This window comes from Aurantimonas sp. E1-2-R+4 (assembly GCF_036549515.1).
GTDB classification, from domain to species: Bacteria; Pseudomonadota; Alphaproteobacteria; order Rhizobiales; family Rhizobiaceae; genus Aurantimonas; species Aurantimonas coralicida_A.
The window spans coordinates 1-23,679 of the sequence record NZ_JAZHLK010000007.1; the positions used below are offsets into that span (position 1 = coordinate 1).

The window sequence follows — 23,679 nt, forward strand, 5'->3', positions numbered from 1 at the left end:
GCCAGGACCGGACGGGCTGTGGGATGCCGCCGGGAGGAGCACGACCTCCAGGCCGGCGGCATGCCGCCTTCCCCGCAGAACGGAAGGCAGGCGCGGCCGTCACAAGGCCCGGTTCCCGCCGCTCCGGAAGCGGCCGAAACCGGCACCGCCCGCCAGGGATCACTCCCCTTTGGCCCAACGAACGATCCCGGCGATCGTCCGCGCCCGTTCCTTCGACTGGCTCAGGATGGGCCGGCGGTGACGTGATTGTGTGGGAGAGTGAAAGGGGTGGGGATAAATATTTTTTCGACGGTGACAGCGGTTCGGAGAAAAAGACATGTGAGGAAGCTCGCGTCCGTGAACGATCCGCGTTGCGATCTTTGGCGACCGTCTATTAACTGACACCATGAATCTCTTCATGGCAGCAGGCATTGATATTCCCTCTTCGGGAAAAGCCAGAACGCGAGTTCCGGCGCCATTGCCGCATATCCCCCTGTTTGTGGAAAAGGCCGTTCAGGCCGCTCTGTCGACGAAGGCGATCGCGCCGACGGACGAGCAGATCGCGCTGGCCCGCGACTACGCCAAGCGCGCCGGCAACGCGAAGTTTCGGGCGCAGAAGGAAACCCAGGTCCGCAACGTCTTCTTCGACGAGGTGCTGACCGGACTGCTGGGCTACAAGGGGTTTTCCGCCGAGGCGGAGTACAGCCTCGCCTTCGAGCGCATGCTTCGGCGCAAACCGGTCGATGTGGCGCTCGGGCGGTTCTTTCCGGACGGCGAAGGCGACCATGTTCTCGCTCCCTTCGAGATGAAGGGACCGGATACGCCAGACCTCGACAAGATCATGCCGGGTCGGGGTGTCAGTCCGGTGCAGCAGGCCTGGGATTACGCGGCCGACGCGCCCGGGGCCAAATGGGTGCTGGTCTCCAATTGTCTGGAAATCAGGCTCTACAGGCTCGGACGCGGACGCGAGGCATACGAACGGTTCGATCTCACGCGTCTCGGCGAGCGCAGCCAACTGGAACGTCTGCTCTTGATGCTCGAGGCGCGGCGCCTGATTGGCGGCGACACCGAGGCACTACTACGGACCTCCGACGAAGCGCTGAAGGACGTCACGGATCAACTCTATATCGACTTCCGGGACTTGCGCGGCCGGCTCGTGGCGTTTCTGACGGATTCCGCCGACGGTCCTAAACTCGTTCGGCAAAAGGCGATCGAGACGGCACAGAAACTGCTGGATCGGGTGATCTTCATCGCTTTTGCCTGCGGCAACAGGATGCTGCCGCAGCACATTTTCACGACCGCCATCGAGCAGCAGGACAATTTCGATCCGAAACCGGTCTGGCAAAATGTCCGCCGCCTCTTCCGCTGGATCGACAAGGGCAATTCCACCAGCAATCCCGCCTTCGATGTCTGGCCGTACAATGGCGGCCTGTTCGCCGATGACGCGGTTGCCGACCACGTGGTGGTGCCGGACCATCTGGCCGAGGACATCGCGGGTCTGACCAGATGGGATTACGGCAAGGAAGTCTCGGTCAATGTTCTCGGGCATATCTTCGAGCAGTCGATCGGCGACATCGAGAAGCTGCGCGAGGGCGAGCCGATCGCGGTGTCACAGCGCAAGCGCGAGGGCGTCGTCTACACCCCGGATCACGTCACGCGGTTCCTCGTCGAGCGAACCATCGGCGAAACACTCGCCCAACGCTTCGCGGACCTTCTGGAAACGCACACGGGGACCCGCAGCCTTCTCGAAAGCGGCGACGGGCCGTGGCCGGACGAGGCATCGGAGCGCCCGTTCTGGCGGGATTACCTCGCGACGCTGCGCGATCTGACGATCGTCGACCCGGCCTGCGGGTCCGGCGCGTTCCTGGTCGCGGCCTTCGACGCGCTAGCGGCTGAATACCGCCGGGTGACGGAGCGCCTCGCCGATCTCGGCGAGGAGCAGGATTTCGACAGCTTCGACGAAATCCTGTCGAAGAATCTGTACGGCGTCGATCTGAACGTGGAATCGGCTGAGATCACCCGGCTGGCGCTGTGGCTGAAAACGGCGCGGCGAAAGCACCGGCTGGCCAAGCTCGACCACACGATCCGCGCCGGCAACAGCCTGATCGACGACGCCAAGGCGGCGGACCGGCCGTTCGACTGGCAAACGGCGTTTCCGGAGGTGTTCGAGCGCGGCGGTTTCGATATCGTCATCGGCAATCCGCCCTATGTGCGGATGGAGCATCTCAAAGCCGTCAAGCCGTGGCTGGCCGAGCATTACACGGTGGCCGACGAGCGCACGGACCTTTCGGCGTACTTCTTCGAAAAGGGCGTGCGGCTGCTCAAAACCGACGGCCGGCTCGGCTACATCTCCACGTCGAGCTTCTTTCGCGCCGGCTACGGCGAGAGACTGCGGCTGCTGCTCGGCGAACGTACCGACCTGGAAACGGTGGTCGATTTCGGCGATGCTCAGATCTTCGAGGGCGTCACCACCTATCCGGCGATCCTGACAATGCGGAAGAAGGCGGAGGTCGGCCCGCCTCAGGGCGAGCTGCGTTTTCTGAACATCGTCGGCACTGCGCCGGGCGATATCGGCACCGCCTTCGCCGAGGACTCCGTGCCGATGCCGCGGGCGCGGCTCACCGGCGGCTCGTGGCAATTCGAGGACGATTCGCTGGCCAGCCTGCGCGACAAGATCGTTACCGGCCGCAAGACGCTAGGCGAGGTCTATGGTGCGCCGCTCTACGGCATCAAGACCGGTCTCAACGAGGCCTTCGTCATCGACACGGAAACCCGCGACCGGCTGGTGACCGCCGACGCGAAATCGGCGGAGCTGCTGAAGCCGTTCCTGAAGGGCGAGAACATCAAGCGCTGGCGGGTCGAGCCGGAAGGGCTGTGGCTGATCAATACGCCGCGCGGCAAGGTGGATATCGACGCCTATCCGGCGGTGCGCGATTGGCTGCTGCCGTTCAAGGATCGGCTGGAGGCACGCGCGACGCAACAGGAATGGTGGGAGCTCCAGCAAGCGCAACTGGCCTATCAGCCGAAATTCGAGGGGCGGAAGGTTTCCTATCCCCACTTTCAAAACGAAAGGATGTTCACGGTCGAGGAAACTGGCGCATACTCAAACGATAAGTCCTACTTCATTCCCGACGCTGACTATCTGCTTCTTGGATTCTTAAACTCGACGTTGGCATGGAGCTTTCTCACATCAATCTCACCGGCAGTGCGGAATGGCTGGCACGAATTGCGGGTCCAGTATGTGGAAAAGCTACCGATTCCTGACTTCGGAAAGCGATCAAAAGAACTCGCGGAGCACGCGCTGAACGCTTTCCGAAGCGCTCACTCCCGGCTCGCTAGTCAGGATACCTTTCACCACCGCCTGCTGACGGACCTCGCCACACCGGGCGCGAAGCTCTCGCGCAAGCTGGAGAACTTCCACGAACTGGACTTTTCCGCATTCCGGGCGGAGGTGAAACGTGCGCTGAAGGCCGACATCGCCCCGAAGGAACGCGGCGACTGGGAGGCGCTGCACGCCGACGCGTCGGCCAAAATTCAACGGCTATCGGCCGAGATCGCGGCGGCCGAGCGCGAAATCGACCGGCTGGTCTACGCGGCGTTCGACCTGACGCCCGAGGAAATCGCGCTGCTCGAACAATCGCTGGAAAGACAGGTTTGACGCCGAAAATTACCTCCTCGTTCCATGATTTTATCAGGATCGAAATCGGACAGCCCGCCCATCCTACGCCCGCCCCTTACCCCTCCGCTACCATCCCCTCGGCCGGGTAGAGCTTGCCCAGCAGCGGCAAATGGACGGCGCCGCGCTTGACGAGAAAATCCTTGAAGGCGATCTCGGCCGGCGCCGGCATGCGCTCCTTGCGGCCGACCGCGTGCCATTGCCGGCGAATCGGCAGGTGCTCCACGTCGAGGATGACCAGCCGCCCCATCTCCACCTCGAAGGCGATGGTGTGGGCCGAGATGAAGGCGATGCCGAGCCCGGCCATCACCGCCTGCTTGATGGTCTCGTTGGAGCCCATCTCGACGCTGACCTCGTCCAGTTCCCCCGGATGGCCGGCGAAGAAGCCCTCCAGCGAGGCGCGGGTGCCCGATCCGGGCTCGCGGATGATGATCGTCTCCTTGAGCAGCCGCGCCCGGTCGATGTCGCGGGCGTTGGCGAGTGGATGATCGGGCGGTGCGATCATCACCAGGGGATGGTCGCCGAACACCATCGCCTCGACCGGAAACTCGATCGGCGGGCGCCCCATCAGCGCGATGTCGAGCTGATAGGATTTCAGGTCGCGGATGATCTCCAGCCGGTTGCCGACCGTCAGCTTGATCTCGATGGCCGGATATTCGCGCCGGAACGCGGCGATCAGCCGGGGCGCGAAGTATTTCGCCGTCGACACCACGCCGAGCCGAATCGTGCCCGAGCGCACGCCCTTGATCGCCAGGATCTCGTCGGAGAGCGCCCGCAGCGTCGTCTCGATGGCGTTCGCCGCCTCCAGCACCGCCGCGCCGGCCACGGTCAGCCGCATGCCCTCGCGGGTGCGATCGAACAATGCCAGTCCGCAATCGTCTTCCAGCTGCTTTACCTGTAATGTCACCGCCGGCGCCGTCAGGCCGAGCTGCCGGGAGGCGGCGGCGATCGTCCCGTGATGGTCGATCGCCTGAATTGATCGCAGCTGTCGCAATGTGAGGTTACGCATACCTGATCCATAATTTAATTTATCGATCGGGTAAAGATAATGAATTTTACTTAGCTCCATGCGCCATCCAACATCCTTCCAACGACGGGTGAACGGCGACGCAGAGCTTCGACGCCACCCAGGAGGAAAACATGCCCTCGTCTCTCGACGCCTATCTTCAGTCCGCCGCAGGCGCGGACCCGACCCGCAAGAAGGTCGCCGAAACGGTTCGCCATCTGGCCGACGCCGCCGTCAAGCTGCGCAACACCATCATCAACGGTGGCGGCGACAATCTTGGCTCGTCGCGCGAGGCGACCAACGCCGGCGGCGACGTGCAGAAGGAACTCGACGTCGTCGCCGACCGGCTGTTCATGGACGCCGCCAAGGCGTCGGCCATCGCCTTCTACGGGTCGGAGGAACAGGACGAACCGGTGACGCTCGACCCGGCCGGCACGCTGGCTCTGGCGATCGATCCGCTGGACGGCTCGTCCAACATCGACACCAATGTCTCGGTCGGTACGATCTTCTCGATCTTGCCGGCGACCGACGAACACAGGGCGGACCCCGCATCGGTGTTCCAGCAGCCGGGCTCGCGCCAATTGGGCGCCGGCTTCTTCATCTACGGGCCGCAGCTCTTGCTGGTGCTGTCGCTGGGCAATGGCACCAGCGTCTTCATCTTCTCGCCCGGCTCTAGCGGCTTCGTCGAGCTGAAGGGGGCGGTAGAGATTCCCGACCGGACCAGCGAGTTCGCCATCAACGCGTCGAACTATCGGCACTGGGACCCGCAGATCCGCAACTATATCGACGATTGCCTGGCCGGCGCGGAGGGGCCGCGCGAGCGCGAGTTCAACATGCGCTGGATCGCCTCGATGGTCGCCGACGGCTACCGCATCCTGGTGCGCGGCGGCATCTTTCTTTATCCGGGCGATGCAAGGAAGGGCTACGCCAAGGGCCGGCTACGGCTGGTCTACGAGGCCAATCCGGTCGCCTTCTGCGTCGAGAACGCCGGGGGAGTGGCGACCGACGGCATCAACCGCATTCTGGACATCGTGCCGGAAGGACTGCATGCCCGCACGCCGCTGGTGTTCGGCTCGCGGCGCGAGGTCGAACGGGTCGGCCGCTACATCGCCGATCCGGCGGCGCTGAGCGAGCGCTCGCCGTTGTTCGGCAAGCGCAGCCTGTTCAGAGCCTGATTTAAGACGGTTGCCTGGGAGGGAGTGCCCCGGCACCGGGAGGAGACGCCAAGACATGTCGGCCAAGCATCCGATCATCGCCATTACCGGCTCGTCCGGCGCCGGGACGACGTCGGTGAAGAACATCTTCGACCAGATCTTCCGCCGCGAGCAGGTGAAGGCGGTGTTCATCGAGGGCGACGCGTTCCACCGCTACGATCGTCAGGCGATGAAGGACAAGATGGCCGACGAGGAGCGCCAGGGAAACCGCCACTTCTCGCATTTCAGCCCCGAGGCGAACGTCCTCGACAAGTTGCAGGCGGTGTTTTCGGACTACGGGCGCGAGGGGCGCGGCGAGACCCGGCACTACGTCCATGACGAGGCCGAGGCGAAGCTCTACGGCGCGGCGCCCGGCACCTTTTCGGACTGGACGGAACTGGAGGAGGGCAGCGATCTTCTGTTCTACGAGGGCCTGCATGGCTGCGTGAAGGCCGACGCGGTCGATCTCGCCGCGCTCGCCGATCTGAAGATCGGCGTCGTGCCGGTGATCAATCTCGAATGGATCCAGAAGATCCACCGCGACAAGGCCTCGCGCGGCTATTCCACCGAGGCGGTGATGGACGTGATCCTGCGCCGCATGCCGGACTACGTGAAATACATCTGCCCGCAATTCGCCCGCACCAACATCAACTTCCAGCGCGTGCCGATCGTCGATACGTCCGACCCGTTCATCGCCCGCTGGATCCCGACGGCGGATGAATCGATGATCGTCATCCGCTTCGCCAACCCGCGCGGCATCGACTTTCCGTATCTGCTGTCGATGATTCCCGGCAGCTTCATGTCGCGCGCCAATTCCATCGTCGCCCCGGGCAACAAGCTCGACATCGCCATGCAACTCATCCTGACGCCGCTGATCATGCAGCTGATGGAAAAAAAGCGCCGCGCGTCCTGAGCGCTGATCGACGGGATCGCCCGTCGACCAGGACCGACGCGGCCCGTTCCAAGGAGACCAGACCCCTATGGCCAAGATCACCCTCCGCCAGCTTCTCGATCACGCCGCCGAGAACGACTACGGCGTCCCCGCCTTCAACATCAACAACATGGAGCAGGGGCTGGCGATCATGGAAGCGGCCGCCAAGAGCGACGCGCCGGTGATCATGCAGGCCTCGCGCGGGGCGCGCTCCTACGCCAAGGACATCATGCTGTCGAAGATGATGGAGGCGCTGGTCGAGATGTTCCCGCAGATCCCGGTTTGCATCCATCAGGACCACGGCAACAACGAACAGACCTGCCTCTCCGCGATTCGCCACGGCTTCACCTCGGTGATGATGGACGGTTCGCTGGAGGCCGACATGACGACGCCCGCCTCCTACGACTACAATGTCGACATCACCGAGCGGGTGACGCGGATGGCCCATTGGGTCGGCGCCTCGGTCGAGGGCGAACTCGGCGTGCTCGGCTCGCTGGAGACCGGCGAGGGCGAGAAAGAGGATGGCGTCGGCTTCGAGGGCAAGCTGTCGGAAGACCAGCTTCTGACCGACCCGGAGCAGGCCGTCGACTTCGTCCGCCGGACCAAGGTGGATGCACTTGCCATCGCCATGGGCACCTCGCACGGCGCCTACAAGTTCACCCGCAAGCCCGACGGCGAGATCCTCGCCATGCACATCATCGAGGCGATCCACCAGAAGCTGCCGAACACGCATTTGGTCATGCACGGCTCGTCCTCGGTGCCGGAGGATCTGCAGGCGATCATCAACAAGTATGGCGGCAAGATGCGCGAGACCTATGGCGTGCCGGTCGAGGAGATCGTCCGGGGCATCAGGCACGGCGTCCGCAAGGTCAATATCGACACCGATTGCCGCATGGCGATGACCGGCCAGTTCCGCCGGGTCGCGATGGAAAAGCCGGAGGAATTCGATCCGCGCAAGTTCCTGGTGCCGGCGATGGAGGCGTTGAAGACACTCTGCCTCGATCGCTACGAGCGCTTCGGCTGCGCCGGTCAGGCTGGCAAGATCCGGCCGATGCCACTCGATGAGATGGCCGTGCGCTACGCCAAGGGCGAACTCGAACCGCGCATCGCAATGCGCGAAGCCGCCGAGTAGGGCGGACCGCCACCTGGCCGGGTAGTCGGCCGGGCGGCAAACGAACCGAGACAAAGCTGAATCGAAACGGCGCGGGGGCTCTCCTCGCGGCGAACGGAGAAGGCGTGCCGAAATTGCTGAGCCGGCAGGGTCGCACGCCACCACGGATCCAGGAAGGAGACCGCTATGCAACAGGCCTCACAAACCATCAAGGGCAAGGACCGCTACAAGTCCGGCGTCATGGAATACCGCAAGATGGGCTACTGGGAGCCCGACTACGAGCCGAAGGAAACCGACGTCATCGCCTGTTTCCGGATCATCCCCCAGGACGGGGTCGATCCGATCGAGGCGGCCGCGGCCGTCGCGGGAGAAAGCTCCACGGCGACATGGACCGTGGTGTGGACCGACCGGCTGACGGCGGCGGAAAAGTACCGCGCCAAGGCGTATCGCGTCGACCAGGTGCCGAACACCGAGGACCAGTATTTCGCCTATATCGCCTACGATCTCGACCTGTTCGAATCGGGCTCGATTGCCAACCTCACCGCCTCGATCATCGGCAACGTCTTCGGCTTCAAGCCGCTGAAGGGCCTTCGGCTCGAGGATATGCGGCTGCCGACCGCCTATGTGAAGACCTTCCAGGGGCCGGCGACAGGCATCGTCGTCGAGCGCGAGCGCCTCGACAAGTTCGGCCGGCCGCTGCTCGGCGCGACGGTAAAGCCGAAGCTCGGCCTCTCCGGTCGCAATTACGGCCGCGTCGTCTACGAGGCGCTGAAGGGCGGGCTCGACTTCACCAAGGACGACGAGAACATCAACTCGCAGTCCTTCATGGATTGGCGCGAACGCTTCTTGTACTGCATGGAGGCGGTCAACAAGGCGCAGGCCGCCACCGGCGAGATCAAGGGCAGCTATCTCAACGTCACCGCGGCGACGATGGAAGACATGTACGAGCGCGCCGAGTTCGCCAAGGAACTCGGGTCGAGCATCATCATGATCGACCTCGTCATCGGCTGGACGGCGATGCAGTCGATGGCCAAGTGGGCGCGCCGCAACAACATGATCCTGCACCTGCACCGGGCCGGCCACTCGACCTATACGCGCCAGAAGACCCACGGCGTGTCGTTCCGCGTCATCGCCAAATGGTCGCGGCTGGCCGGCGTCGATCACATCCACGCAGGCACTGTCGTCGGCAAGCTCGAGGGCGATCCGGCAACGACCAAGGGCTATTACGACATTTGCCGCGACGAGTTCACGCCGCAAAAACTCGAAAACGGCATCTTCTTCGATCAGCCCTGGGCCTCGCTGAACAAGGTGATGCCGGTCGCCTCCGGCGGCATTCACGCCGGCCAGATGCACCAGCTGATCGACCTTCTGGGCGAGGACGTGGTGCTGCAGTTCGGCGGTGGCACCATCGGTCACCCTATGGGCATCGCGGCCGGCGCGACGGCCAACCGCGTGGCGCTGGAATGCATGATCCTCGCCCGCAACGAGGGCCGCGACATTCTCAACGAGGGGCCGGATATCCTCAACCAGGCGGCCAAGACTTGTACGCCGCTGAAGCAGGCGCTCGATACCTGGAAGGACGTGACCTTCAACTACACATCGACCGACTCGCCCGATTATCAGGTGACGGCGACGGCTTCGGCTTAATCGGCTTTAGAACAATGGAATCGACCCTCACCCGGCCTCCGCCTCGCTTGGCCACCCTCTCCCGCAGGCGGGAGAGGAACCCGTTGACCTCGGCGCCTTCCTTGTTGCCGCGTTCGAACGCGGCGCGCCCGTTCCTCTACCCAGCGGGGAGAGGGTGGATGCGAGCGTTAGCGAGCAGCCGGGTGAGGGCTTCATAGAACTCAGACAGATCAGGAGATCACACCATGCGCGTTACCCAGGGAGCCTTTTCGTTCCTGCCCGACCTGACCGACAAGCAGATCACAAGCCAAGTGCAATACTGTCTCGACAATGGCTGGGCAGTGAATCTGGAATACACCGACGACCCGCATCCCCGGAACACCTATTGGGACATGTGGGGCCATCCGATGTTCGACATCGCGGACGCGGCCGGCGTGATGATGGAGCTGACGGCGTGCCGCAAGGCGTATGGCGACCGCTACATCCGCATGTCGGCCTTCGATTCCACCCATGGCTGGGAATCGGTGAAGCTCAGCTTCATCGTCAACCGACCAAAGGAAGAGCCCGGTTTCCGCCTGCGCCGGCAGGAGATGGAGGGTCGCAACATCCGCTACACCACCGAGACCTACGCCACCGACAAGCCGGAGGGCGAGCGGTATTCGGGCTGAGACATCACGCCGCCATCGTCATCCCCGACCTGACGGGCGGGGATGACGAAGCATCGGATCGAGCGGCCGCTCTGCAAGGAGCGGGCTGCCGCAACGGACAAGTCCGAGGCACAAAGCCGGGCAAACGGGAGGTCATCGAATGAGCTACCTCGACGAGTTGAACAAGGGCGGAAAGTCTGACGGCGAGACCGCGCCCTCGAAGACGACGGCGGAGCCACAAGCAGCCGCGATCGGTGACAACGTTGACGAAACCGTCCCCATAACCGTCGACCTCAAGCGCGAATACGAGGATGCCGGCGTCAGGGACGTGCTGGAAGAGCTCGATCGCGATCTCATCGGTCTGGCGCCGGTGAAGAAGCGAATTCGCGAGACTGCGGCGCTGCTTCTGGTCGAGCGGGCCCGCCGCCGGCTCGGCCTCGCCCACGAGACACCGACACTGCACATGAGCTTCACCGGCAATCCCGGCACCGGCAAGACGACGGTGGCGATGAAAATGGCGAACCTCCTCCATCGGCTCGGCTACATCCGCAAGGGCCATCTCGTCTCGGTGACTCGCGACGACCTTGTCGGCCAATATATCGGCCACACCGCGCCGAAGACCAAGGACATCCTCAAGAAGGCGATGGGCGGTGTCCTGTTCATCGACGAGGCCTATTATCTCTACCGCCCGGAGAACGAGCGCGACTACGGGCAGGAGGCGATCGAGATCCTGCTGCAGGTGATGGAGAATCAGCGGGACGACCTTGTCGTCATCCTCGCCGGCTATGCCGACCGGATGGACACGTTCTTCGAGTCGAATCCCGGATTTCGCTCGCGCATTGCCCACCACATCGACTTTCCCGACTATTCCAACGACGAGCTTTTGCGAATCTCGGTCGGCATGCTGGAGCGGCAGAACTATCACCTCGCCGACGAAGCAAAGGCGGTGCTGGCGCGCTATATCGAGCGGCGCCGGGCGCAACCGCATTTCGCCAACGCCCGCTCGATCCGCAATGCACTTGACCGGGCGCGGCTCAGACAGGCCAACCGGCTGTTCGAAACCGCCGAGGGGCCCTTGAACGCCGAAACGCTTTCGCGCATCGAGGCGGAAGACATTTCCGCCAGCCGCGTCTTCAACGACCCGCCCGGCCGGGACGACGACAGCACGCAGGAGACCCCATGACCAAGCCCGTCATCATCGCCCCCTCGATCCTCTCAGCGGACTTCGCGCGCCTCGGCGAGGAGGTTGCGGCGGTCGACAAGGCCGGCGCCGACTGGATCCATCTCGATGTGATGGACGGCCATTTCGTGCCGAACATCACCTTCGGCCCGCCGATCGTCAAAGCCGTCCGCGGCGCCTCGAAGAAGGTGTTCGACTGTCATTTGATGATCGAGCCGTGCGACCCGTATCTGGAGGCCTTCGCCGAGGCCGGCTGCGATATCATCACGGTGCATGCCGAGGCGACGAAGCATCTCGACCGCTCGCTGCAGGCGATCCGAGCGCTCGGCAAGAAGGCCGGCGTCTCGCTCAACCCGTCGACGCCGGAAAGCGTCATCCAATACGTGCTAGACCGGCTCGACCTCGTTCTCCTGATGACGGTCAATCCGGGTTTCGGCGGGCAGGCCTTCATTCCCTCGGTCATCGACAAGGTGCGCCGGGTCAAGGCGATGATCGGGGACCGCGACATCCATATCGAGATCGACGGCGGCGTGACTCCCGAGACGGCCCCGCTGGTGGTCGAGGCCGGCGCCGACGTGCTCGTCGCCGGCTCGGCGATCTTCAAGGGTGGCACGCCGGCGCATTACGAAGCCAACATGAAAGCGATCCGCGCGGCGGCGGGGGCGGTGTCGAAGGCCGCCTGAGCTCTTCCCTCTCAGGATGCCCTGTTGCCGCGCGATGCCGAAAAGGCCCGCGCGGTTTTTATTCCAAGCCGCCCGCCCTTTGCCCCCAGGCGTCGTCGAAGATGAGGTCGTCGAGATCGAGGCGCCGTCGCCAGCCCTTCGCCTGTAACTCGGGCTCGTCATACAGCCGGTCGACATAGCCGACGCACAGATAGGCGACGACGCTGATCTCTTTCGGGATCTGGAGGATCTCGCGCAATTCCGGCTCGTGATAGATCGAGACCCAGCCGACGCCGACGCCCTCGGCCCGCGCCGCGAGCCACAGATTCTGGACCGCGCAGACGGTCGAATAAAGGTCCATTTCCGAATTGTGCGTGCGGCCGATGACGACCGGGCCGCCACGGCTTCGGTCGCAGGTGACGCAGATATTGAGCGGCGCCTTGCGGATACCCTCCAGTTTCAGGGATCGGTAGGTCGCCTGCCGCCCATCGGCGAACATCTCCGCGGCTTCCTCGTTGGCTCGGCTGAAGGCGGCGTGAACGCGGTGGCGAACCGCCGAATCCCGGACCAGAACGAAGTTCCACGGCTGCATGAAGCCGACCGAGGGCGCATGATGGGCGGCCTCCAGCAGCCGCCGAAGGACGTCGTCGGGCAACGGTCGCGGCAGGAACTCGTCGCGCACGTCACGCCGCGTTTCGATCGCGCGATAGACCGCCGCGCGTTCCGCATCGTCGAAGGCTCCGGCCGGTCGCGGGCTTGGCTTTTCCAGCATCTCTGCTCCTTCGGCTTTGGGTCGAGGCGCAGCTATGCTCTGGATTGGCGGCTGTTAGCAATGGTGCTTTCCACCCGCCCTTGAAGCGCTGCCCTCAGCCTTCTAGACCTGTTCTCGGCAGCGGCGCACTCCGGCCGCGGCAGGGGAGGAGACGCCGGTGGATTTCGCGCTGACAGACGAGCAGAGCCAGATCTTCGCAATGGCGCGGGATTTCGCCGTCGAGAAGATGGCGCCCCACGCGGCAAGCTGGGAGGAAGACAAGGCACTGCCGCGCGACGTGCTGAAGGAACTCGCCGGCCTCGGCATGGCGGCGATCGTCGTCCGCGACGATTACGGCTCGGGCCTGTCGCGGCTCGACGCGGCGCTGATCTTCGAGGCGCTGTCCTATGGCGACCCGTCGGTGTCGGCGTTCCTGTCGATCCACAACATGGTCGCCTGGATGATCGACGCGTTCGGGACTGACGAGCAGCGGGCCGAGTGGCTGCCGAAGCTCGGCAACATGGACAAGGTCGCGAGCTACTGCCTGACCGAGCCGGGCTCGGGTTCGGACGCGGCGGCGCTTCGAACCAGCGCCAAGCCCGACGGCAACGGCTATGTGCTGAACGGCACCAAAAGCTTCATTTCGGGTGCCGGTTTTTCCGACCTCTATGTCGTCATGGCGCGGACCGGCGAGGCGGGACCGAAGGGCATTTCGGCGATTCTGGTCGAGAACGGAGCGGACGGTCTGTCGTTCGGGGCGCAGGAAAAGAAGATGGGCTGGCTGGCCCAACCGACCGCCGAAGTGCGCTTCGAGGACTGCAAGGTGCCGGGCGGCGCGTTGCTCGGCGAGGAGGGCAAGGGCTTTGCCTATGCCATGATGGGGCTCGACGGTGGCCGGCTGAACATTTCGGCCTGCGCGCTCGGCGCGGCGCAGGCCGCGCTCGACAAGTCGGTCGCCTACATGAAGGAGCGCAAGGCCTTCGGCAAGAATCTGACCGAGTTCCAGGCGCTGCAATTCCGGCTCGCCGACATGGAGACCGAATTGCAGGCGGCGCGCATCTTCCTGCGCCAGGCGGCGTGGAAGCTGGACACCAAGGCGCCGGACGCGACCAAGCATTGCGCCATGGCCAAGCGGTTCGTCACCGATACGAGCTTCAACGTCGCCAACATGGCGCTGCAGCTGCATGGCGGCTACGGCTATCTCGCCGATTACGGCATCGAGAAGATCGTCCGCGACCTGCGCGTCCATCAGATTCTCGAGGGCACCAACGAGATCATGCGGATGATCACCGCCCGCGCGCTTCTGGCCGAGCACGGATGAGCGCGATGCGGGACGAGACGACGACCGACGACGTACTGATCCGGGTCGAGGGTTGGGCCGGGCGGATCACGCTGAACCGGCCGAAGGCGCTCAACGCGCTGACCTGGGAAATGGCGCGGGCGATCGAGGCGGCGTTGCGCGAATGGGCGGTGGACGAGGCCGTGGCGCTGGTGATCATCGACGCGGCCGGCGAGCGGGCGTTCTGTGCCGGCGGCGACATCGCCGAGCTTTACCAGCACGGCCGCGCTGGCGAGTTCGCCTACGGCCAGCGCTTCTGGGCCGAGGAATACCGGCTGAACCGGCTGATCGCCCATTACGACAAGCCCTATGTCGCGGGGATGGACGGCATCGTCATGGGCGGCGGCGTTGGACTGGCGGCCCATGGCGGCCACCGCATCGTGACCGAACGCTCGATGGTGGCGATGCCCGAATGCGGCATCGGTCTCGTGCCCGACGTCGGCGGCTCGCTGATCCTGGCGACGGCGCCGGGGCGGCTCGGCGAATATCTCGGCACGACCGGCTTTCGCATGGGCCCGGCGGACGCGATCCTCGCCGGCTTCGCGGATGTTTACGTGCTGTCCGAGCGCTTGGCCGAACTCGTCGCCCGGCTGGTCGAGACAGGCGATCCGGCGGTGATCGAGGCCTTTGCCGAGACGCCGCCCGAGGGCGAACTGGCGGGACGGCGCGGGGCGATCGACGCCTTGTTCGGCGCGTCCTCCGCCGCCGCGATCGTCGCCGGGCTGGAAGCCGACGGCGGCGAATTCGCCGAAACGACGCTCAAGACGCTCCGGCGCGGTTCGCCGATCTCGGTGGCGGCGACGTTGGCGATCCTGCGCGCGGTGCGCGACGACCCGACAATCGAGAACGCGCTGATACGCGAATACCGCTTCACCTTCCGCAGCCAACAGGAGGGTGACTTCCTCGAAGGCATCCGCGCGGCGGTCATCGACAAGGACCGCCAGCCGCAATGGTCGGTGGCGCGCATCGAGGATCTGCCGCGGGAGCGGGTGGATGCGATCTTGGCGCCGCTCGGCGATAACGAACTCACATGGGAGGAACGGGCATGAGGATCGGCTTCATCGGTCTCGGCAATATGGGCGCGCCGATGGCGAAGAACCTCGCCAAGGCGGGCCACGACGTGACCGGTTTCGACCCGGCGGGCGTCGCGGTCGCGGGCGTTGCGCCAGCGGATTCCGCCGAGGGCGCGGTGCGCGGCATGCACGCCGTCATCACCATGCTGCCGAACGGCGCGATCGTCCGGGCCGTTCATGCCGACATCGTCAAGGTCGCGGACAAGGGCGCGCTGATCATCGACTGCTCGACGGCCGACGTCGACAGTGCCCGCGCGGTGCATAAGCTCGCCGAGGATGCGGGGCTTTTATCGCTCGACGCGCCGGTCTCCGGCGGTACCGGCGGGGCGGAGGCCGGTACGCTGACCTTCATGGTCGGCGGCGGCAAGGACGCCTTCGCCAAGGGCAAGACGCTGTTCGACATCATGGGCCAGAAGGCGGTGCATTGCGGCGCGGCGGGGGCCGGGCAGGCGGCGAAGATCTGCAACAACATGATCCTCGGCATTTCGATGATCGGCGTTTGCGAGGCGTTTCATCTCGCCGACAAGCTCGGCCTGGACCGGCAGGCGATGTTCGACGTCGCCTCGACCTCGTCGGGCTCGTGCTGGTCGATCAATACCTATTGCCCGGCACCCGGCATCGGGCCGAAGAGCCCGGCCGATAACGACTACAAGCCGGGGTTTGCGGCCGATCTGATGCTGAAGGATCTGAACCTGTCGCAGGAGGCGGCGGAAAGCGCCGGGGCGACCACCGAACTCGGCCGCCACGCCCGCGACATCTACGACGCCTTCGTCGCTGCGGGCGGCAAGGGTCGCGACTTCTCGGCGATCTTGGACAAGCTGTCGAAGGGCTGAGGCGAATCAGAAGTGGCCCAGGGGACAGCGCCTGCGTGCCGCAGCTGCTCTCCGCACATTCGCGTTTGTGAAGCGCCGCGACCCCTCTGCGGTCGTTGACGGATTTTGTCGAGCGCGAGAAGCGCTCGATGGAGGACGCATGGTACCGACAACGAGACCCATCCCGCAAACAATGCATGGCGTCCTGCTGACCGGGCATGGCGGCCTGGATAAACTCGACTATCGCACTGATCTGGCCGTGCCAAAGCCGGGCGTCGGAGAGGTCCTGATCCGGGTGCATGCCGCCGGGGTCAACAACACCGACATCAATACCCGCACCGGTTGGTACTCCAAGGCCGTCACCGGTGCGAGCGGCGACGAGGGCGGGACGGGAGACGCCGGCGATGCCGCGTGGTCAGGCGTGCCGCTACAATTGCCCCGGATCCAGGGCGCGGATTGCTGCGGAACGATTGTCGCAGTCGGCGAGGGAGTGGACGAGGGCCGGATCGGCGAGCGCGTGCTCGTGGCGACAATGCAGGCTTCGCTCGGAGAAGGCGGCGTTTACGACTTCGGCACGTTCGGTTCGGAGCGCGATGGCGCGTTTGCACAGTATTGCGTCGCTCTGGCCACTGAAACCCACGCCGTTGAGACCGAACTCAGCGACATTGAACTCGGCGCGATCCCCTGCGCCTTCTCGACAGCCGAGGGCATGCTGCAGCGGGCCGGGGTGACCGGCGCGGATCGGATTTTCGTCACCGGTGCGTCCGGCGGCGTCGGCATGGCCGCCGTTCAGCTGGCGCGGTTACGGGGAGCGCATATCGTCGCGCAGGCGAGCGCCGGCAAGGCCGAGGCGGTGCGCGCGGCGGGCGCGGACGAGGTCGTCGATCGCGACGCCGATCTGCTGACATATCCTGGTGCGCGGAGCATGGATGTCGTCGTCGATGTGGTGGCCGGGCCGGCCTTCCCGACCGTGATTGCACTGTTGAAGCGCGGTGGCCGCTACGTCACTGCGGGGGCGATCGCCGGACCCATCGTCGAACTCGACGTACGTGATCTGTATCTAAAGGACCTGACGCTTTTCGGCAGCACCTACCAGCCGGCGTCCGTCTTCTCGGCGATCGTCGATCATGTGAATGCCGGCAGGCTGCGGCCGCTGGTCTCGAAGACCTATCCGCTTTCGGAGATCCGCCTCGCGCAGGATGCCTTCATGGCCAAGACCTATCCGGGAAAGATCGTCCTGATCCCGCCGGTGGACGATGCATGAAGATGACCGATTTCCGCGTCAATTAAATCACCTTTTCGCAGGCGGATCGGCGATGCGATCGCCGCGCGCAATATCCACGCGGCGATCTATGACGGGTTGCGCTACGGCCGGCTGAGCTAAGCTGGTTGGCGGGCGCGTTTTGTTACTTGCCGTCTTTTTCCGGGGTGGCCTTCGGCCCGCCTTTGAGATCCGCGATGAGCGCTTTCATCTCGGCGATCTCGAGCACCTGCGCCTTGATGATCTCGTCGGCGAGCTTGCGCACGCGGGGGTCAGTAATCTTCGCCCGCTCGCTGGTCAGAATGGCGATGGAGTGGTGGGGAATCATCGCTTCCATGTAATCGACATCGTCCACCGTCACCTGGCTCCGCACCAGATAGAGGACGGCCGCGAAGGCCAGGAACGCACCGACGAAGATGCCGATATTTGCGCCCTTATTGGGAAACATCCCGATCATATAGGCCAGCATTACGACAAACATCGTCGACCCCATCAACAAGGCGACGTAACCGCGCGTCTCGCTGAAGAACGCATGATCGACGATGTCGAAGCTCGTTAGGTAGGTGATGCCGAACATGAGAACGACGGAGGTTCCGACCATGAGGAACAGCTTGAGATAAGGCGACATACGATAAATTTTCCTAGTTTTTCTGGGGTGGGGTAACGAAAGGGACGGTTGGCGACGGAGCGCCGTCAGCGCGCGTCAAGACGGACCGACCGGAGCCTCAGCGCATTGCTGATCACCGAGACCGACGACAGGCTCATCGCCGCCGCCGCGAAGACCGGCGAGATCAGGATGCCGAGGAACGGGTAGAGGATACCCGCCGCCACCGGCACGCCAGCGGCGTTGTAGACCATGGCGAAGAACAGGTTTTGCTTGATGTTGCGCATGGTCGCCTGCGACAGCCGCCGCGCCCGCACGATACCGTCGAGATTGCCCTTCACCAGGGTGATGCCGGCGCTCTCGATGGCGACGTCGGCGCCGGTGCCCATGGCGATGCCGACATCGGCCTGGGCCAGAGCCGGCGCGTCGTTGACGCCGTCACCGGCCATCGCGACCTTGTGGCCTTCGGCCTGCATTTCCTTGATGATGCGGGCCTTGTCCTCCGGCAGCACCTCGGCGCGAATCTCGTCGATGCCGAGCCGGCCGGCGATCGCCTTGGCCGTGCGCTCGTTGTCGCCGGTGGCCATGACGATGCGGAATCCCTCCGCGTGCAGCGCCTTGATCGCCGCCGGTGTCGTCTCCTTCATCGGATCGGCGACGCTGACGAGCCCCGCGATCGCTCCTTCCACAACGACGAACATCACCGTCTCGCCCTGATCGCGCCGGGAATTGGCGGTCTCGATCAGCGCCGCCCCGTCGAGACCGAGTTCGGTCATGAAACGGCTGTTGCCGAGCGCGACCGACCTGCCGTCGACGACGCCCTTGACGCCCATGCCGGTGACCGCCTCGAAATCGTCGGCGCTCACCATCTCGACGCCCCGCTCCTCGGCCCCGGCGACGATCGCCTCGGCGAGCGGATGTTCGGAGCCGCGTTCCAGCGAGGCCGCGAGGCGCAGCACCTCGGCCTCGTCATGGCCGGCTTCCGGCAGTACCGCCACCAGGCGCGGCTTGCCCTCGGTCAGAGTGCCTGTCTTGTCGACGATCAGCGTGTCGACCTTGGCGAAACGCTCCAGCGCCTCGGCGTTCTTGATCAGGACACCGGCCTGGGCGCCGCGCCCGGTCGCCGTCATGATCGACATTGGTGTGGCGAGACCCAGCGCGCAGGGGCAGGCGATGATCAACACCGCGACCGCCGAGACCAGGGCGTAGGCCAGCGCTGGCTCCGGCCCGAAAATGGCCCAACTGATGAACGCGATGACCGCCGCCGCGATCACCGCCGGGACGAAATAGCCCGCCACCGCATCGGCGAGCTTCTGGATCGGCGCGCGCGAGCGCTGGGCGTTGGCGACCATCTCGACGATCTGGCTGAGCATCGTGTCCTTGCCGACGCGCTTTGCCTCGATCACCAGACTGCCATTCTTGTTGATGGTTGCGCCGGTGACCTTGTCTCCCGGTGTCTTCTCCACCGGGATCGGTTCGCCGGTGAGCATCGATTCGTCGATCGAGGAGCGGCCGTCGACGACTGTGCCGTCGACCGGCACCTTGTCGCCGGGGCGCACGCGCAGCCGGTCGCCAAGCACGACCTCTTCGAGCGGAATCTCTTCCTCGGTGCCGTCCGGGCGGATAACGCGCGCCGTCTTGGCGGCGAGGTCGAGCAGCGCACGGATTGCCGAGCCGGTGCGCTCGCGAGCGCGCAGTTCGAGGATCTGACCGAGCAGGACCAGGACGACGATCACCGCGCCGGCCTCGAAATAGACGCCGACCGTGCCTTCGGCGGTGCGGAAGCCGGCTGGGAAGATCTGGGGAAACAGAACGGCAACGACGCTGAACAGATAGGCCGCCAGGACGCCCATGCCGATCAGGCTGAACATGTTGAGGTTCATCGTCTTGAACGACTTGTAGCCGCGCACCAGGAACGGCCAGCCGGCCCACAGGATGACCGGCGTCGCGAGGACGAGTTCAATCCAGCGAGCGGCACGCTCGCCGATCCATTCGCCGACCGGTAGACCTAGCATCGGCCCCATGGCGATGACGAGCAACGGAACGGTCAACACCGCGCCGACCCAGAACCGCCGTGTGAAATCGACCAATTCGGGATTCGGGCCTTCATCGCCCGTCGGCACCCCCATCGGCTCCAGCGCCATGCCACAGATCGGGCAGTCGTCAGGATGGTCCTCGACGATTTCGGGATGCATCGGGCAGGTGTACATCGTGCCTTCCGGCATCGGCTCCGGGGCGGGTCGATCGCCGAGATATTTCTCGGGCTCGGCCTCGAACTTTTCATGGCAGCGCTGCGAGCAGAAATAGAATCGCTCGCCCTGATGCTTGGCCATGTGCTTGGCGCTGGCCCGCTCGACGGTCATGCCGCACACCGGATCCTTGGCGGTGACATAGTCTTCGGGCGCCGCCTCGAACTTCGTGCGGCAACCCTCGCTGCAAAAGTGGAACGTATGGCCGTCATGGGTCGCCGTCGGCTTGCCGGCTTCGGGATCGACCGTCATGCCGCAGACCGGATCACGGAACAGAGCGGTCTCGGCGTTTGCGCCGGGACCGGCAGATTCCGGATGATCATGGCTGTGATCGCCATGCGAGGCGGCGGTGCCGTCGCGGGTGTTGGTGTCGGACATGCGGGGAGTCCTTCTGGAAAAGAGGAAGGCTGGCGAAATTAGGATCGATGGGTCGTTCAGGCTATTTGGTCCTTCCGGTAGCTGGAAGGTCAAGAGGCACGATCGTCAGCCCAGCCGTGAGGCCCGAAGTTCCCCATCGCTGGCCGGTCGCAAGCGTTGTCGTCGGTCGGTTTGTGGCCGGCCCGGTCTTTTCCTCGGCGAATTGCGTTGTATGGTCCGCCGGCCGGAAACGGCTCGCATTTGCTCGCAACCGTCTCGCCCTCCACGAGGAATCCGCCATGAAGACGATCAAGCTCGGCCGTACCGGCCTCGATGTCACGCCGCTCTGCCTCGGCTGCATGAGCTACGGTGCATCCGACGCCGGGACGCATTCCTGGTCGATACCCGAAGAGGAAAGCCGGCCGTTCATCCGCCGGGCGATCGAACTCGGCATCAATTTCTTCGACACGGCGAACATGTATTCGGCCGGCACCAGCGAGGAGATCCTCGGTCGGGCCCTGAAGGATTTCGGCAAGCGCGACGAGGTCGTCATCGCCACCAAGGTGTTCAACCGCATGCATGACGGCCCGAACGGCATGGGTCTGTCGCGCAAGGCGATCTTCAGCGAGATCGACAAGAGCCTGATGCGGCTCGGGACCGACTATGTCGACCTCTACCAGATTCATCGTTGGGATTACCGCACGCCGATCGAGGAAACGCTGGAAGCGCTGCACGATGTCGTCAAGGCCGGTAAGGCCCGCTATATCGGTGCGTCCTCCATGCATGCCTGGCAGTTCGCCAAGGCGCTGCATCTGTCGGAAAAGCATGGATGGACGCGATTCGTGACCATGCAGAACCATCTGAATCTGCTCTATCGCGAAGAGGAACGCGAGATGCTGCCGCTGTGCCGGGATCAAGGCATCGGCGTCATCCCGTGGTCGCCGATGGCACGTGGGCGCCTGACTCGCGCCTGGGACGAGACCACCCACCGCTTCAATACCGACGAGGTCGCCAAGAAGCTGTACCGCGTCCACGAGGATGCCGAGAAGGCGATCGTCGACGCGGTTGGCGAGATCGCCAAGGCGCGCGGCGTGGCGCGGGCGCAGGTGGCGCTGGCCTGGACGCGCCAGAAACCGGGCGTGACAGCGCCGATCGTCGGCGCGACCAAGATGCAACATCTCGACGATGCCGTGGCGTCCCTCGATATCCAACTGACCGCGGACGAGATCGCCGCACTGGAAGCGCCCTATCAGCCGCGTGCGGTGGCCGGTTTCAAATAGCGGAAATCGGCCCGCCGGCGTTGCCCGGTCGTTTGGCGACGGCCAGGGAATGCGGCCGAGATTGCCGGCGCAGTGCCCTGTCGATCAAGGCCTTGGCGGGGAAGGACGGCTGTGCATAAGCGGGCAGCCGGCTTCACAAAGCCCGATACTCTAATTGGCCGAGGCGGACGGCTTGACGATCGATGCGCAAAGCAGTTCCTCGATAAACAGCGAAATGAACTGAGGCCGGTTCGAGACCTTGGCTTTGGCATAAACACGGGCGAGTTGTGCCCGGACCGTGCCCGAAGCCGCGCCGCGAAAAGCTGCTATCTCGGCCACATCCAGGCCCTTGAGCGCAAACAGCGCGACATCCGCCTCCGCTGGCGTCAACCCCCAGTCTTCGAAGTAGGCGTCGATCAACTCCGCGAAAGCGCCAGAGGCGGACGAAAGGGCGGCTTCCGCGCGCCGGTTGCGTTCGAGCGTGCGACGCATTTCGAAGGCGGCGAACGCAATCCCGAGAATAAGGGCGAAAGCGACAGCGCCCTCGAGCGCGGTGTGGGCAGTAAGACCACCCCATCGCAGATCGCTCGCCACATCGGCGACGAAAAAGACGGCGCAGAGCGTTTGAATGGCGAGCAAGGCGGCGAGAAGGACGGCTCTCCGCGAACTGGATTGCGAGGATTTTGATTGCGAAGACTTGGTCAACTGCGGTGTTTTCGCTTTCTCACGCCCGCAATCATGGCGCCCACCAGATTTCTGCCGGAGAGGCGAGATTCGAGCGCAACGCCGCCAACATGGAGCGCGGCGAGCAACAATAGCAAATTCGCCGTCACCTCGTGAATCTCTTCAACGAACTCTTCACCCTCCTCCTCGCGTTCGCCGTAGGATTGCGAAATATGCTCGCCTGTATCGTCATCGGGAAAGGGAGCGCTTTCCAGCATCACCCCGGTGATCGACACGGTCAAAAGCGTGCCCCAGAGCGCGTACGCCATCAATGCGCCAAGCGGATTGTGCGAGCGATGCGCGCGGCGCGTGCCGGAAAACATATGGCGGATGTGACCGAACGCGGCGGAAAGGCTTGGCGGGAAGGATGAAAACCGCGCTTCCTCCGTGCCGATCACACCCCAGACGAGCCGCAGTGCCAACAGGCCGAACGCTGCGTATCCGATCCAAACATGCGCAAGCGACTTCTCTTCGATGAAAACTCCGTTGAGCAGCACCGCCGGGGCGATCGTCCAATGTGTCAGGCGAACGAGCGGATCCCACACCCGCTCGCCTTCCGACCCGTCGACCTTAGAGGCCATCAGTCCTCTTCCTCGACGCGCAGAACCTGGCCATTCGCCGGATCGATCTTCATCTCCCAGCGACGCCCCTCTTTGAGCGCATAGACTTCGATGTCGCCACGCTCACTTTCATACTTGACGATTTCATATCCGTCCGCGGCCAGGGACGCGCGGATGTCGTCATCCTTGGTGCCGGGGCGCGGCCATGGACCCCGCCGCACGCTGTCGTCGATCTCGACGACGTCGCCCGCTACTGCGTCGACATACAGCTTATGCCGCCGGTCCTCCTTGGCGGCGGTCACTTCGATCCGCCCATTCTCCCGCTCATAACGGGTCATGTCATAGCCGCTTTCCGCGAGGGCTTGTCCGATCTCCTGCGCGGAGACACCGAGCTTTGCGCCCATCGTCGGTTCGGCGGCGAAAGCGGTGCCCGCGAGAACCACCGAGGCGGCGATCGCTCCGAATGCAATGCGTTTCATGTCAATCTCCTCAATTCTGGACCAACGGCGAAAGGCTCCACCGATGATCCAGCATTGGCCCTTGAAGCGGACGGGCGCGATCCGACAGGCGCGTATGAAGGACCGGGTAAGCGGCCGCTTACGAGCTTCCCTCGCACAAGACCAATGCTTGCCGCTCTCGACAGACGGAAGACCCGCGATCCGCCGGGGGCTCGGCGAAAT

At 64.4% G+C, this 23,679-nt stretch carries 21 protein-coding genes; 14 read left to right on the forward strand and 7 right to left on the reverse strand.

What is annotated here, in order from left to right:
- Together VQ045_RS05050 and VQ045_RS05055 are read left to right on the forward strand one after the other, a co-directional pair.
- Positions 1-246 (forward strand): hypothetical protein (locus VQ045_RS05050; RefSeq protein WP_331829352.1); only part of this gene is annotated, 246 nt, incomplete at its 5' end.
- 151 nt (positions 247-397) lie between these two features.
- Positions 398-3,637, forward strand: coding sequence for an Eco57I restriction-modification methylase domain-containing protein (locus tag VQ045_RS05055; RefSeq protein WP_331829353.1), 3,240 nt, complete (start codon positions 398-400; stop codon positions 3,635-3,637).
- A 76-nt stretch (positions 3,638-3,713) separates the two neighbouring features.
- On the opposite strand, the gene VQ045_RS05060 is transcribed toward VQ045_RS05055, so the two are convergent.
- Positions 3,714-4,664: a LysR family transcriptional regulator gene (locus VQ045_RS05060; RefSeq protein ID WP_331829354.1), complete on the reverse strand. Its 951-nt coding sequence runs from the start codon at positions 4,662-4,664 to the stop codon at positions 3,714-3,716.
- 131 nt (positions 4,665-4,795) lie between these two features.
- Between VQ045_RS05060 and VQ045_RS05065 the strand changes: the two genes are divergently transcribed.
- The 7 genes from VQ045_RS05065 to rpe all read left to right on the forward strand — a co-directional run bounded on the left by VQ045_RS05065 (position 4,796) and on the right by rpe (position 12,032).
- Positions 4,796-5,836, forward strand: coding sequence for a class 1 fructose-bisphosphatase (locus tag VQ045_RS05065; protein ID WP_331829355.1), 1,041 nt, complete (start codon positions 4,796-4,798; stop codon positions 5,834-5,836).
- Between the two features lie 55 nt (positions 5,837-5,891).
- A complete protein-coding gene (locus VQ045_RS05070) occupies positions 5,892-6,767 on the forward strand; it encodes a phosphoribulokinase (protein ID WP_327622398.1) in 876 nt (291 codons plus the stop codon).
- A gap of 67 nt (positions 6,768-6,834) precedes the next feature.
- Positions 6,835-7,917, forward strand: a complete 1,083-nt coding sequence (fba, locus tag VQ045_RS05075) for a class II fructose-bisphosphate aldolase (RefSeq protein WP_331829356.1) — start codon at positions 6,835-6,837, stop codon at positions 7,915-7,917.
- A gap of 165 nt (positions 7,918-8,082) precedes the next feature.
- Positions 8,083-9,543, forward strand: a complete 1,461-nt coding sequence (locus tag VQ045_RS05080) for a form I ribulose bisphosphate carboxylase large subunit (RefSeq protein ID WP_331829357.1) — start codon at positions 8,083-8,085, stop codon at positions 9,541-9,543.
- A gap of 224 nt (positions 9,544-9,767) precedes the next feature.
- Positions 9,768-10,190, forward strand: a complete 423-nt coding sequence (locus VQ045_RS05085) for a ribulose bisphosphate carboxylase small subunit (RefSeq protein ID WP_331829358.1) — start codon at positions 9,768-9,770, stop codon at positions 10,188-10,190.
- Positions 10,191-10,329: 139 nt separating this feature from the next.
- On the forward strand, positions 10,330-11,352 hold the full coding sequence (gene cbbX, locus VQ045_RS05090) for a CbbX protein (protein ID WP_331829359.1): 1,023 nt from the start codon (positions 10,330-10,332) through the stop codon (positions 11,350-11,352).
- The gene (gene rpe, locus VQ045_RS05095; protein ID WP_331829360.1) at positions 11,349-12,032 is read left to right on the forward strand and encodes a ribulose-phosphate 3-epimerase; all 684 of its coding nucleotides are present in this window, start codon (positions 11,349-11,351) and stop codon (positions 12,030-12,032) included. Before cbbX ends, rpe begins: the two co-directional genes overlap by 4 nt.
- Positions 12,033-12,090: 58 nt before the next feature.
- Here rpe and bluB read toward each other — a convergent pair whose 3' ends face one another.
- Positions 12,091-12,783: a 5,6-dimethylbenzimidazole synthase gene (bluB, locus tag VQ045_RS05100; protein WP_331829361.1), complete on the reverse strand. Its 693-nt coding sequence runs from the start codon at positions 12,781-12,783 to the stop codon at positions 12,091-12,093.
- A 157-nt stretch (positions 12,784-12,940) separates the two neighbouring features.
- On the opposite strand from bluB, the gene VQ045_RS05105 reads away from it, so the two are divergent.
- From VQ045_RS05105 to VQ045_RS05120, 4 genes are all read left to right on the forward strand, one after another.
- The gene (locus VQ045_RS05105; protein ID WP_331829362.1) at positions 12,941-14,083 is read left to right on the forward strand and encodes an acyl-CoA dehydrogenase family protein; all 1,143 of its coding nucleotides are present in this window, start codon (positions 12,941-12,943) and stop codon (positions 14,081-14,083) included.
- Positions 14,080-15,150: an enoyl-CoA hydratase/isomerase family protein gene (locus VQ045_RS05110; RefSeq protein ID WP_331829363.1), complete on the forward strand. Its 1,071-nt coding sequence runs from the start codon at positions 14,080-14,082 to the stop codon at positions 15,148-15,150. The genes VQ045_RS05105 and VQ045_RS05110 overlap by 4 nt, the downstream gene beginning before the upstream one ends.
- A complete protein-coding gene (gene mmsB, locus VQ045_RS05115; RefSeq protein WP_331829364.1) occupies positions 15,147-16,007 on the forward strand; it encodes a 3-hydroxyisobutyrate dehydrogenase in 861 nt (286 codons plus the stop codon). The genes VQ045_RS05110 and mmsB overlap by 4 nt, the downstream gene beginning before the upstream one ends.
- 139 nt (positions 16,008-16,146) lie before the next feature.
- Complete coding sequence (locus tag VQ045_RS05120) at positions 16,147-17,250, forward strand: alcohol dehydrogenase family protein (RefSeq protein ID WP_331829365.1); 1,104 nt, start codon at positions 16,147-16,149, stop codon at positions 17,248-17,250.
- 142 nt (positions 17,251-17,392) lie between these two features.
- On the opposite strand, the gene VQ045_RS05125 is transcribed toward VQ045_RS05120, so the two are convergent.
- A complete protein-coding gene (locus VQ045_RS05125; RefSeq protein WP_331829366.1) occupies positions 17,393-17,824 on the reverse strand; it encodes a DUF305 domain-containing protein in 432 nt (143 codons plus the stop codon).
- Between the two features lie 116 nt (positions 17,825-17,940).
- Positions 17,941-20,478 carry a heavy metal translocating P-type ATPase gene (locus VQ045_RS05130; protein ID WP_331829367.1) on the reverse strand — a complete coding sequence of 846 codons (2,538 nt, stop codon included), beginning with the start codon at positions 20,476-20,478 and terminating at the stop codon, positions 17,941-17,943.
- 278 nt (positions 20,479-20,756) lie between these two features.
- Between VQ045_RS05130 and VQ045_RS05135 the strand changes: the two genes are divergently transcribed.
- Positions 20,757-21,737: an aldo/keto reductase gene (locus VQ045_RS05135; RefSeq protein WP_331829368.1), complete on the forward strand. Its 981-nt coding sequence runs from the start codon at positions 20,757-20,759 to the stop codon at positions 21,735-21,737.
- A 150-nt stretch (positions 21,738-21,887) separates the two neighbouring features.
- On the opposite strand, the gene VQ045_RS05140 is transcribed toward VQ045_RS05135, so the two are convergent.
- Genes VQ045_RS05140 through VQ045_RS05150 form a run of 3 tightly spaced genes read right to left on the reverse strand, consistent with a single transcriptional unit; the run spans position 21,888 to position 23,478 of the window.
- Positions 21,888-22,421 carry a helix-turn-helix transcriptional regulator gene (locus VQ045_RS05140; protein ID WP_327622382.1) on the reverse strand — a complete coding sequence of 178 codons (534 nt, stop codon included), beginning with the start codon at positions 22,419-22,421 and terminating at the stop codon, positions 21,888-21,890.
- A complete protein-coding gene (locus tag VQ045_RS05145; RefSeq protein WP_327622381.1) occupies positions 22,418-23,020 on the reverse strand; it encodes a cytochrome b/b6 domain-containing protein in 603 nt (200 codons plus the stop codon). Before VQ045_RS05145 ends, VQ045_RS05140 begins: the two co-directional genes overlap by 4 nt.
- Positions 23,020-23,478, reverse strand: a complete 459-nt coding sequence (locus VQ045_RS05150) for a PepSY domain-containing protein (protein ID WP_331829369.1) — start codon at positions 23,476-23,478, stop codon at positions 23,020-23,022. Before VQ045_RS05150 ends, VQ045_RS05145 begins: the two co-directional genes overlap by 1 nt.
- Positions 23,479-23,679: the final 201 nt, after the last annotated feature.

Excerpts from the sequence above, each read along its gene's own strand:
- VQ045_RS05125 (WP_331829366.1), bottom strand. The coding sequence starts at position 17,824 with ATGTTCGGCATCACCTACCTAACGAGCTTCGACATCGTCGATCATGCG.
- VQ045_RS05135 (WP_331829368.1), top strand. The coding sequence starts at position 20,757 with ATGAAGACGATCAAGCTCGGCCGTACCGGCCTCGATGTCACGCCGCTC.
- VQ045_RS05060 (WP_331829354.1), bottom strand. The coding sequence starts at position 4,664 with ATGCGTAACCTCACATTGCGACAGCTGCGATCAATTCAGGCGATCGAC.
- cbbX (WP_331829359.1), top strand. The coding sequence starts at position 10,330 with ATGAGCTACCTCGACGAGTTGAACAAGGGCGGAAAGTCTGACGGCGAG.
- VQ045_RS05085 (WP_331829358.1), top strand. The coding sequence starts at position 9,768 with ATGCGCGTTACCCAGGGAGCCTTTTCGTTCCTGCCCGACCTGACCGAC.
- VQ045_RS05120 (WP_331829365.1), top strand. The coding sequence starts at position 16,147 with ATGGTACCGACAACGAGACCCATCCCGCAAACAATGCATGGCGTCCTG.
- rpe (WP_331829360.1), top strand. The coding sequence starts at position 11,349 with ATGACCAAGCCCGTCATCATCGCCCCCTCGATCCTCTCAGCGGACTTC.
- VQ045_RS05145 (WP_327622381.1), bottom strand. The coding sequence starts at position 23,020 with ATGGCCTCTAAGGTCGACGGGTCGGAAGGCGAGCGGGTGTGGGATCCG.
- VQ045_RS05130 (WP_331829367.1), bottom strand. The coding sequence starts at position 20,478 with ATGTCCGACACCAACACCCGCGACGGCACCGCCGCCTCGCATGGCGAT.
- VQ045_RS05080 (WP_331829357.1), top strand. The coding sequence starts at position 8,083 with ATGCAACAGGCCTCACAAACCATCAAGGGCAAGGACCGCTACAAGTCC.
- mmsB (WP_331829364.1), top strand. The coding sequence starts at position 15,147 with ATGAGGATCGGCTTCATCGGTCTCGGCAATATGGGCGCGCCGATGGCG.
- VQ045_RS05055 (WP_331829353.1), top strand. The coding sequence starts at position 398 with ATGGCAGCAGGCATTGATATTCCCTCTTCGGGAAAAGCCAGAACGCGA.
- VQ045_RS05150 (WP_331829369.1), bottom strand. The coding sequence starts at position 23,478 with ATGAAACGCATTGCATTCGGAGCGATCGCCGCCTCGGTGGTTCTCGCG.
- fba (WP_331829356.1), top strand. The coding sequence starts at position 6,835 with ATGGCCAAGATCACCCTCCGCCAGCTTCTCGATCACGCCGCCGAGAAC.
- VQ045_RS05110 (WP_331829363.1), top strand. The coding sequence starts at position 14,080 with ATGAGCGCGATGCGGGACGAGACGACGACCGACGACGTACTGATCCGG.
- bluB (WP_331829361.1), bottom strand. The coding sequence starts at position 12,783 with ATGCTGGAAAAGCCAAGCCCGCGACCGGCCGGAGCCTTCGACGATGCG.
- VQ045_RS05070 (WP_327622398.1), top strand. The coding sequence starts at position 5,892 with ATGTCGGCCAAGCATCCGATCATCGCCATTACCGGCTCGTCCGGCGCC.
- VQ045_RS05065 (WP_331829355.1), top strand. The coding sequence starts at position 4,796 with ATGCCCTCGTCTCTCGACGCCTATCTTCAGTCCGCCGCAGGCGCGGAC.